We start from the raw sequence: 7,850 nt of genomic DNA, 5'->3' as shown, positions 1-7,850 counted from the left end.
ATGGACTTTCTGCCAAAACGTTTTGAAGATCTTGCGCAGGACAAAGCCAGCGCCCGGCAAAAATTATGTGACCGTATCAATTTTCTGGCAACACACTCAAAGCCTGAAAAACATACCACAGCCATCAAAACGTCAGAATCACCGGCCACCATAACGCCACTTGAAAAGAAAAAAATTGAACTGGTGGTTATCGGCACCTCAACCGGTGGGCCTGTTGCTTTGCAAAGTGTATTGTCCCAGTTGCCAGCGGAATTTCCGTTTCCGATTATTCTATTGCAGCACATGCCTGCAACGTTTACCCCCTCTTTTGCTGAACGACTGAATTCCCAGTGTCATATCAAAATCAAAGAAGCTCAGCAGAATGATTCCTTAAAACCAGGAGTGGCTTACCTTGCTCCGGGTGGACAACAATTGATGTTGAAAGGCCGTCGAGGACAGCTTTATCTGCAGGTCGATGCTGGCCCCGAAAATGCAACATATCGCCCCTGTATTGATGTCACACTGGAATCTGTTGCCCAGATTTGTCCAGCACAGACCTTGACGATAATCCTTACCGGTATGGGGGCTGATGGTTGTGATGGGGCGATAAAAATGCATCAGAAAGGCTCAACCGTGTGGGCTCAGGATCAACAGTCCAGTACTATCTATGGTATGCCAATGGCCGTCGCCAAGGCAGGCGTGGCTGATAAAATTCTCAGCCTGGCTGAAATCGGTAAACTACTGACGGCGCTTAAATAAGCTATGGATATCCTTAGCATCCTGGGCTTACTGATTGGTTTTGGTGCCATTATTGTCGGTCAGTATCTGGAAGGTGGGCATCTCGATACCATTCTTAATGCGGTGGCCTTATTAATTGTATTGGGCGGTACACTGGGTGCCGTAATGCTACAGACGCCGATGAATACATTTTTGCGTGCATTGAAAATGACCGTATGGATATTCAAGCCCCCTCAGCAATCGGCCAAACGTTTACTGGAAAAGATTCTTGACTGGAATCAAATCGCCCGACGTGAGGGGTTACTTCGCCTTGAGGCTATGGCTATGGAAGAAACCGATATCTTTACCCAAAAAGGTCTGCAACTCATTGCTGATGGTGCCGAGCCGGAAATCATTCGTGAAATTCTGGAGGCCGATCTCGATATCATGGAAAACAATGATCTGCAGGCCGCTAAAGTCTATGAAGCCATGGGAGGTTATTCACCCACCATCGGTATCATTGGCGCGGTATTAGGGTTAATTCACGTCATGGGAAATCTGGCAGATCCTTCCTCACTTGGATCAGGCATTGCCGTGGCTTTTGTTGCCACCATTTACGGTGTCGGGCTGGCTAACCTATTGTTTTTACCAATCGGAAATAAACTCAAGACGTTGGTACAGCGCCGCACCCAATTACAAATGATGTTAATTGATGGCTTGATCAGTGTGGCTGATGGTGACAATCCACGCAATATCGAAAGCCGTCTGCAGGCATATCTGGGTTAATCCTATGGCCCGGAGAAAGCGTCATGAAGAACACGAAAACCATGAACGCTGGCTGGTTTCCTATGCTGATTTTATCACCCTGCTGTTTGCGTTTTTTGTGGTGATGTATTCCATTTCTTCTGTTAATGAAGGTAAATATAGGGTGCTATCAGAGACACTGGAAAGCGTGTTCTCACAATCAACCCGCAGTGAGGACCCCATTCAGATTGGCGAAGTCAGCCGCGGACAAGGCGAACGAGTAGCTTCACCGGGTAAACCAGAACTTCCGGATTTTGAAATTGAATTACCCGAACTTCCCAAAGAACGCCCCCCCGTTTCCGAGCAGAGCATACGGACGATTAATGATATTTCGCAGCAACTCAGCAGTGCACTGGCCGATTTGATTACTAATGAAGATGTCAGTATCAAACAAACTGAAGACTGGCTGGAGGTAGAAATCAATTCCAATTTTCTGTTTGCCAGCGGCGATGCGCGTTTAGCACGTGAGGCTGTGCCAGTGATTGGTCAGATTGCGGATGTACTGGCACCCGTTGCCAATCCTCTGCAGGTTGAAGGGTTTACCGATGATCAACCGATCAATACGCCAAGATTTCCGTCAAACTGGGAGTTGTCAGCAGCCAGAGCTGCCAGTGTTGTAAATTTACTGGATCGTTTTGGCATTGAGCCGGGACGAATGTCAGCTATTGGGTATGGAGAATTCAAACCGATAGCTGATAATGAAACGGAATTGGGCCGCCAAAAAAACCGTCGGGTTGTTCTGGTTATTCTGGGCAGCTCGGAAAGCCGGAGGACACTTGAAGTGTTTGATCAATTTAATCGCTCTGCAACAGAGCCAGAAAACTCAAGTACTCCCATTACTGACACCTTGTCATCGCCGTTGATGATGCCCGCCAATAATGGTGAAGCATCTCCATGACGGTCTGGGCGATCGCCAATCAGAAAGGTGGCGTAGGCAAGACCACTACGGTGGTGAGTCTTGCCAGCCATCTGGCGTTGAAGGGCCATTCAACGCTGTTGCTGGATATGGATCCACATGGTTCATTAACCACTTATTTTGGTTTTGATCCGGACAATATCGAAAACAGTATCTATACCCTATTCCAACATGCTGAACAGCAACCACTGAACGCCATATTCAAAACATTGAAGAAAACCAGTCAGGAAAATATGTACATATTACCGGCTGCAACTGCGATGGCGACACTGGATCGCCAGCTGGGCATTCAAAGTGGCAAAGGTTTAGTGATACAAAAAACCCTACAGCAACTCAAAGACCGTTTTGAATATGTACTGATTGACTGCCCGCCAATGCTGGGAGTGTTGATGGTGAATGCTCTGGCTGCATGTGATGAGCTGTTAATACCGGTCCAGACTGAATTTCTGGCCTTAAAAGGGCTAGAACGCATGTTGCACACGCTACACTTGATCAACCATTCCCGTCAGCACAAGCTGCCGTATCTGATTGTGCCGACCATGTATGATCGTCGTACTCGGGCTGGCACCCAGACATTGCAAAAAATGCAAAAAGACTATGAAGATAACCTTTGGCAGGATGCGATTCCAATAGATACGCAATTTCGTGATGCCAGCAAATCAGGCATTCCCCTGCCAGCACTCAATCCTGAAAGTCGGGGCAGCATGGCGTATGAACGTCTAATGAAGAAACTCACCAAAGCCGCAGCAGTGGCAAAGTCAGATAAGAATGTCTAAGCCAACACAAATAAAAGAACCAAAACAGGCGTTAGCAGCTTATCTGCAGGAGTTATTGCTGGACAGTGAACCGGAAACGCTTGAACAGGTAGCTGCTGAGATAGACCAGACACTTCCTGTCGCCGAACCCGAAAGCTTCGCCGACATCGAAAATTCGCCTGACAAACATACGCAGGCATTATTATTCGAGGTGGCGGGAATGCAGCTTGCATTGAGTCTGGATGAACTGGATGGCATTGAAAACTGGCCAGACGATGGGTTGTCGCAAATTCCAGGGCATCCAAGCTATGTTGTTGGAACCTTAAGTCGGCCTCAACAGCATACCCAAGTAATCGATTTGACAACATTGATCACCAATCAATCAAGTAATTCAGATAACAACCGATACATATTATTAGTAGACAATAAACAATTGGGATTGGCGGTCTCAGCGATACGTCATGTGGTCAAGCTCGAGGGTGATAATGTGCGTTGGCGGCGAGAACCAGGTCAGAGACCCTGGCTGGCGGGTATGTTAATGTCTCCTCTGAGTAGTATTATTTCGTTACCCGAGCTGTTAAAAATAATACGTTAGCAAATAAAATTGGCACAAACTGTGCTTTGATGAATATATATAAATAGCGTCATAAAATTGGCAGATTAAGGTTGGTCAATTTTTTGAATAAGGAAAAAACCATGAGCGAGCAAGATAATCAGGCCGGCAGTGATCCGATTCTACAATGGGTTACCTACCATTTGGAACAGGAAGTCTATGGCATCAATGTGATGCAGGTGCAGGAAGTATTACGCCCAACTGAAATAGCTCCAGTACCTGGAGCACCTGATTATGTGCTGGGTATCATCAATCTACGCGGTAATGTGGTAACCGTCATTGATACTCGCAAGCGGTTTGGTCTGCCCTCCCGTGAAGCTGACGAAGATTCGCGAATTATTATTGCCGAAGTCAGTGGTAACGTTATTGGCATGTTAGTCGACAGCGTCGCTGAGGTGGTTTATTTACATCAATCAGAAATTGACACTGCGCCTAATGTCAGCAGTGATGACAGTTCTCGTTTTATTCAGGGCGTATGTAACCGAGATAAAACGTTATTGATTCTGGTTGACGTCAATAAACTGCTGAATGATGATGAAATCGCTGATATCGCCAGTTTCTGATGTGACATGGCTGACGAAATTCATCCTGCTCAACCACTTGTTCCTACAACAAGAGTGGATGTTCCTGCAGATGAAAAACGTCGCCATAAACAGAACGAGCAGGACGATAATCATGTCGAAGATAATGAAAAAGAAAATAAACAGCCAAAGCGGCCACCTAAAACCGGCATTATTGATGAATATGTGTGATATCTCAGGAGATATATCATGATGTTATACGGCTTATACAGTTTGGTGGGATTGCTGGGGATTGTGCTACTGGTCACCAGCTACCGTTTCTTTCGATTGAGCCGCTCTCAGGCCACCCAAATCAGTGCTCTGCAGCAACAGTTATCTGCTTTATGCAGTGCTGCAGTGGGTTCGGATGAACGAATTGTTCGCTTTGAACAAACCCTGATGAAAATACGTGAGCAGCAAAACAGTATGGATTTGGGACAGCCTCAACAACAAAGTTACGAGCATGCCATTCGCTTGGCAAGAAAAGGTGTTGATATCAATCAGCTTATTGATAATTGCAACCTGAGTGAGGAAGAAGCATTGTTGATTACCCGTCTGCATGGGATGCAGCGTCAGTCCGTAACCGATTTACACTAGGATTTATTAGGCAACGCGCGTTGAGGCTTACCAATTAAATAACCTTGGACAAAGTCCACACCGAATTCCTGCAACATCTTCAGTGTTTCCCTGTCTTCAACAAACTCAGCTACCGTTTTTTTGCCGAGACTGTGTGAGATATCAATCATTGATTTCACCAATAATTGATCTACCGGATCATTATGTAAATTGGTGATAAACCCACCATCAATTTTCAATATATCTACCGGGAAATGTTTTAAATAGCTGTAAGAGTTGAAACCGGCACCAAAGTCATCCAGTGCGAAGCGACACCCTAAATGTCGCAGACGATCCACCATCTGTTTGGTTTGTTCAAAATTGGATATGGCTGACGTCTCAGTAATTTCAAATACCAGACGCGAAGGATCGGCACCGGTTTCCAGCAGTTTGCGTTCCACCAGAGGATATAAGTTCTGATCGAGGAAAATATTGCCCGACAAATTAACCGCCAGTGCTGTATCACTCGGTATGTGTGTTAGCAATTCAAATGCATGATTAACCACCCACAAATCAATCTGGTGAATTAACCCCATAGCCTCAGCAACGGGAATAAAATCCTGTGGGTAATAGAGTTTGTCGCCCTGTCCACGCATTCGAATCAAACATTCGTAATGGTTGATTTTCCTCTCTTTGAGCGAGTAGATGGGCTGAAATTCCAGAACAAATTTTTCTTGTTTCAATGCCGCACGAATTCTGGGCGCCCATTTGACACTGTGTCTTAATGCATACATTTCACGATCTGCCGGGCTGTATACATGTACACGATTGCGTCCACGTTTTTTGGCGGTATAACAGGCCTGATTGGCATGCGACAGAATTTCACCTACTGTCGAGGCATCCGCTTCGGAAATACATTTAACACCGATACTGGCAGATAAATGATATTGATGATCATGGAAAGTAAAACTGTAGCCATCAAACAGGTCTCGCAAACCTTCTGCCCGCGCTACGGCGGTTTCCGGATCGATGGTATCGACTAATACCGCAAACTCATCAGAACCGATTCGAACCAGTGTGTCGCGGACTTTAAAAAATCCCCGCAACGAATTCGCAACCTGTACCAGTAAGCTATCACCCGCCTCATGACCCTCAGCGTCGTTAAGAACTTTGAAGCTATCCAGATCAATATAAAACACCGCACTACTGGTATGGAAATTCCGCACCTGCGTTAAAGTAATTTCAAGTGCCTGTTCAAGCCGACGCCGGTTTGCCAGACCAGTCAAATCATCATGATTTACTGAAAATTGCAGTCGAGCTTCCATCACCCTTAGCTGGGCATTTTCGTCTTCAATCTGTTGTTGGCGGAGATAGTAATGATCACGTTCGCGCTTGGTAGCCAGCGTGGTCATAACTGCAGGCGGCAATGATTCAGCAGTAAGCGGCCGATATAAAAGCGACGTCACCCCATGCCCCAAATCCGTTAATAACTGGTTATGGTTCCATTGGGATTTTTCGGTCAGGGCAATAACCGGAATGCGCCGCCATTCATCAAACTGATCCAGTTTCAGTCGCAGTTCACGGGCATTACATTCACCCAGGCGACAATCCAGAATAATTAAATCAATATCACATTGATCATCATTAATATTCTTGCGCAGTACTTGCATCAGCTTTTCTTGGCCATTTGCACTGGTGATGTTAGTAAATCCACTAAGTGACAACATGGTTTGCAGAAAAGCCAGATCAGAAACGCGTGTCCCGCTAATCAGAATTCGTGCCGCCAGTAAATCATTAACTTCCGCAGCAGATACTGGCGCCGTCAGGCTCTGCTCGGATGTCTTTGACACCTGTGACTCAATTGTTAGCAGTTTATTCATCTGTTCTGTATGCGGTTACTTTTGACCGGTTTTAGAGATACATGCAGATGAAAATAGCGGTTTTATATTTTAAAATCAATACTTAATGTGATTTTTATAATGCGATTTATAAAGTATTGAAGAAATTTAGCCTATATGAGCTCAATGATAATGGTTCGATATAGATGAATTGCTAAAGGAATTTAACCTTTTTCTTTGGGAAACTTTCCTGAAACAATATAGGCATAGGCTATCACTTCAGCGATTACCCGATATAAAGCTTCGGGTATCGCTTCACCCAGCTGCATATCTTTAAGCATGTCCGCTAACGCTGCATCTTCACGAAGCGGAATATTGTGCTGTTTGGCAATGCGGATAATTTCAGCGGCAATATCACCTTCACCACTGGCGGTCACTGTCGGTGCATTATCACCATCATAATGTAGTGCAATTGCTCGTAATGGCTGTGACTGCTGTTTCATACCGAAATATCCAGTAATGCATCAGAGGTAGCTGTCTGCGTCAGCGGCGTTAACCATTCCACCGGGGCACAGTGACAACTTAATTTTTGCACCTGTAAATCAAGTGCCGCTAATTTTTCGCGTAATAAATCGATATTTTCCTCCAGCAATGCCACCGCTTTGGGATCTTCTGCCGTTAATGCCACACTGACAACACTTGATTGTAAGCCGATCGAAGCCCGCAGCTTGCCAAGGTTTTGCGTTTCCAGGTTCAGTGTGACCTGCCATTGCTCTTCATCTTGCTGGTTCTGCTTGTTCCCCTGCTGAAACTGTAGCTGCATCCACTGTAACTGTTGTTTGTCCCTTAGCGGCACATCCATTAACCAGACCTGCTGTTGGGTGGGGCTATCCGCCTCCCTTACCATGTTCAGTTGGTTCATCTGCACTCTGGCAAGCGCGGTTTCCACTTCACGCAATAACACCTGCAATCTGGCCAACTCGGTAACGCCAGCCTGAAATTGGGCATTCTGAGCAATTTGTTGAACAGGTGCATTCGGAGAACTCATCGGTTGATTAGTTGTGACAGTCCCGCCAACAGAACCTTGTCCTGCCAGAAGCGTGGTAAGCAACT

Annotated in this window: 11 protein-coding genes; 8 read left to right on the top strand and 3 right to left on the bottom strand. The window is 45.7% G+C overall.

The annotated features are described in order from the left end of the window. From B3182_RS04485 to B3182_RS04450, 8 genes are all read left to right on the top strand, one after another. The coding region (locus B3182_RS04485; protein ID WP_292751717.1) for a chemotaxis protein CheB at nt 1–738 on the top strand (738 nt) is incomplete at its 5' end. 3 nt (nt 739–741) lie between these two features. Continuing rightward, complete coding sequence (locus B3182_RS04480; protein ID WP_292353654.1) at nt 742–1,482, top strand: flagellar motor protein; 741 nt, start codon at nt 742–744, stop codon at nt 1,480–1,482. Nucleotides 1,483–1,486: 4 nt separating this feature from the next. Continuing rightward, nucleotides 1,487–2,398, top strand: a complete 912-nt coding sequence (gene motD, locus B3182_RS04475) for a flagellar motor protein MotD (RefSeq protein ID WP_292353653.1) — start codon at nt 1,487–1,489, stop codon at nt 2,396–2,398. After that, complete coding sequence (locus tag B3182_RS04470) at nt 2,395–3,192, top strand: ParA family protein (RefSeq protein WP_292353652.1); 798 nt, start codon at nt 2,395–2,397, stop codon at nt 3,190–3,192. The genes motD and B3182_RS04470 overlap by 4 nt, the downstream gene beginning before the upstream one ends. Beyond that, nucleotides 3,185–3,766, top strand: coding sequence for a chemotaxis protein CheW (locus tag B3182_RS04465; protein ID WP_292353651.1), 582 nt, complete (start codon nt 3,185–3,187; stop codon nt 3,764–3,766). Before B3182_RS04470 ends, B3182_RS04465 begins: the two co-directional genes overlap by 8 nt. A gap of 101 nt (nt 3,767–3,867) precedes the next feature. After that, nucleotides 3,868–4,347 carry a chemotaxis protein CheW gene (locus B3182_RS04460; protein ID WP_292353650.1) on the top strand — a complete coding sequence of 160 codons (480 nt, stop codon included), beginning with the start codon at nt 3,868–3,870 and terminating at the stop codon, nt 4,345–4,347. A 6-nt stretch (nt 4,348–4,353) separates the two neighbouring features. Beyond that, a complete protein-coding gene (locus B3182_RS04455; RefSeq protein WP_292353649.1) occupies nt 4,354–4,536 on the top strand; it encodes a hypothetical protein in 183 nt (60 codons plus the stop codon). An 18-nt stretch (nt 4,537–4,554) separates the two neighbouring features. Continuing rightward, nucleotides 4,555–4,941 (top strand): DUF2802 domain-containing protein, encoded by a 387-nt coding sequence (locus B3182_RS04450; protein WP_292353648.1) that lies wholly within the window; start codon nt 4,555–4,557, stop codon nt 4,939–4,941. Here B3182_RS04450 and B3182_RS04445 read toward each other — a convergent pair. The 3 genes from B3182_RS04445 to B3182_RS04435 form a co-directional block, all read right to left on the bottom strand. Continuing rightward, nucleotides 4,938–6,779 carry a putative bifunctional diguanylate cyclase/phosphodiesterase gene (locus B3182_RS04445; protein WP_339640098.1) on the bottom strand — a complete coding sequence of 614 codons (1,842 nt, stop codon included), beginning with the start codon at nt 6,777–6,779 and terminating at the stop codon, nt 4,938–4,940. The two genes, B3182_RS04450 and B3182_RS04445, sit on opposite strands and share 4 nt — an antisense overlap. Before the next feature lie 182 nt (nt 6,780–6,961). Beyond that, complete coding sequence (locus B3182_RS04440; protein ID WP_292353647.1) at nt 6,962–7,240, bottom strand: EscU/YscU/HrcU family type III secretion system export apparatus switch protein; 279 nt, start codon at nt 7,238–7,240, stop codon at nt 6,962–6,964. Next, on the bottom strand, nt 7,237–7,850 hold a 614-nt coding region (locus B3182_RS04435), incomplete at its 5' end, for a flagellar hook-length control protein FliK (RefSeq protein ID WP_292751715.1). The genes B3182_RS04440 and B3182_RS04435, both read right to left, overlap by 4 nt.

Origin of the sequence: Methylophaga sp. UBA4204, assembly GCF_002379485.1 — a bacterium.
GTDB lineage: Bacteria > Pseudomonadota > Gammaproteobacteria > Nitrosococcales > Methylophagaceae > Methylophaga.
The sequence above is the reverse complement of the archived record's forward strand: the minus strand, read 5'-3'. Positions and strand labels throughout refer to the sequence as shown.

Coding starts and splice junctions, on each gene's coding strand:
- B3182_RS04480 (WP_292353654.1), top strand. CDS start 742: ATGGATATCCTTAGCATCCTGGGCTTACTGATTGGTTTTGGTGCCATT.
- motD (WP_292353653.1), top strand. CDS start 1,487: ATGGCCCGGAGAAAGCGTCATGAAGAACACGAAAACCATGAACGCTGG.
- B3182_RS04470 (WP_292353652.1), top strand. CDS start 2,395: ATGACGGTCTGGGCGATCGCCAATCAGAAAGGTGGCGTAGGCAAGACC.
- B3182_RS04465 (WP_292353651.1), top strand. CDS start 3,185: ATGTCTAAGCCAACACAAATAAAAGAACCAAAACAGGCGTTAGCAGCT.
- B3182_RS04460 (WP_292353650.1), top strand. CDS start 3,868: ATGAGCGAGCAAGATAATCAGGCCGGCAGTGATCCGATTCTACAATGG.
- B3182_RS04455 (WP_292353649.1), top strand. CDS start 4,354: ATGGCTGACGAAATTCATCCTGCTCAACCACTTGTTCCTACAACAAGA.
- B3182_RS04450 (WP_292353648.1), top strand. CDS start 4,555: ATGATGTTATACGGCTTATACAGTTTGGTGGGATTGCTGGGGATTGTG.
- B3182_RS04445 (WP_339640098.1), bottom strand. CDS start 6,779: ATGAATAAACTGCTAACAATTGAGTCACAGGTGTCAAAGACATCCGAG.
- B3182_RS04440 (WP_292353647.1), bottom strand. CDS start 7,240: ATGAAACAGCAGTCACAGCCATTACGAGCAATTGCACTACATTATGAT.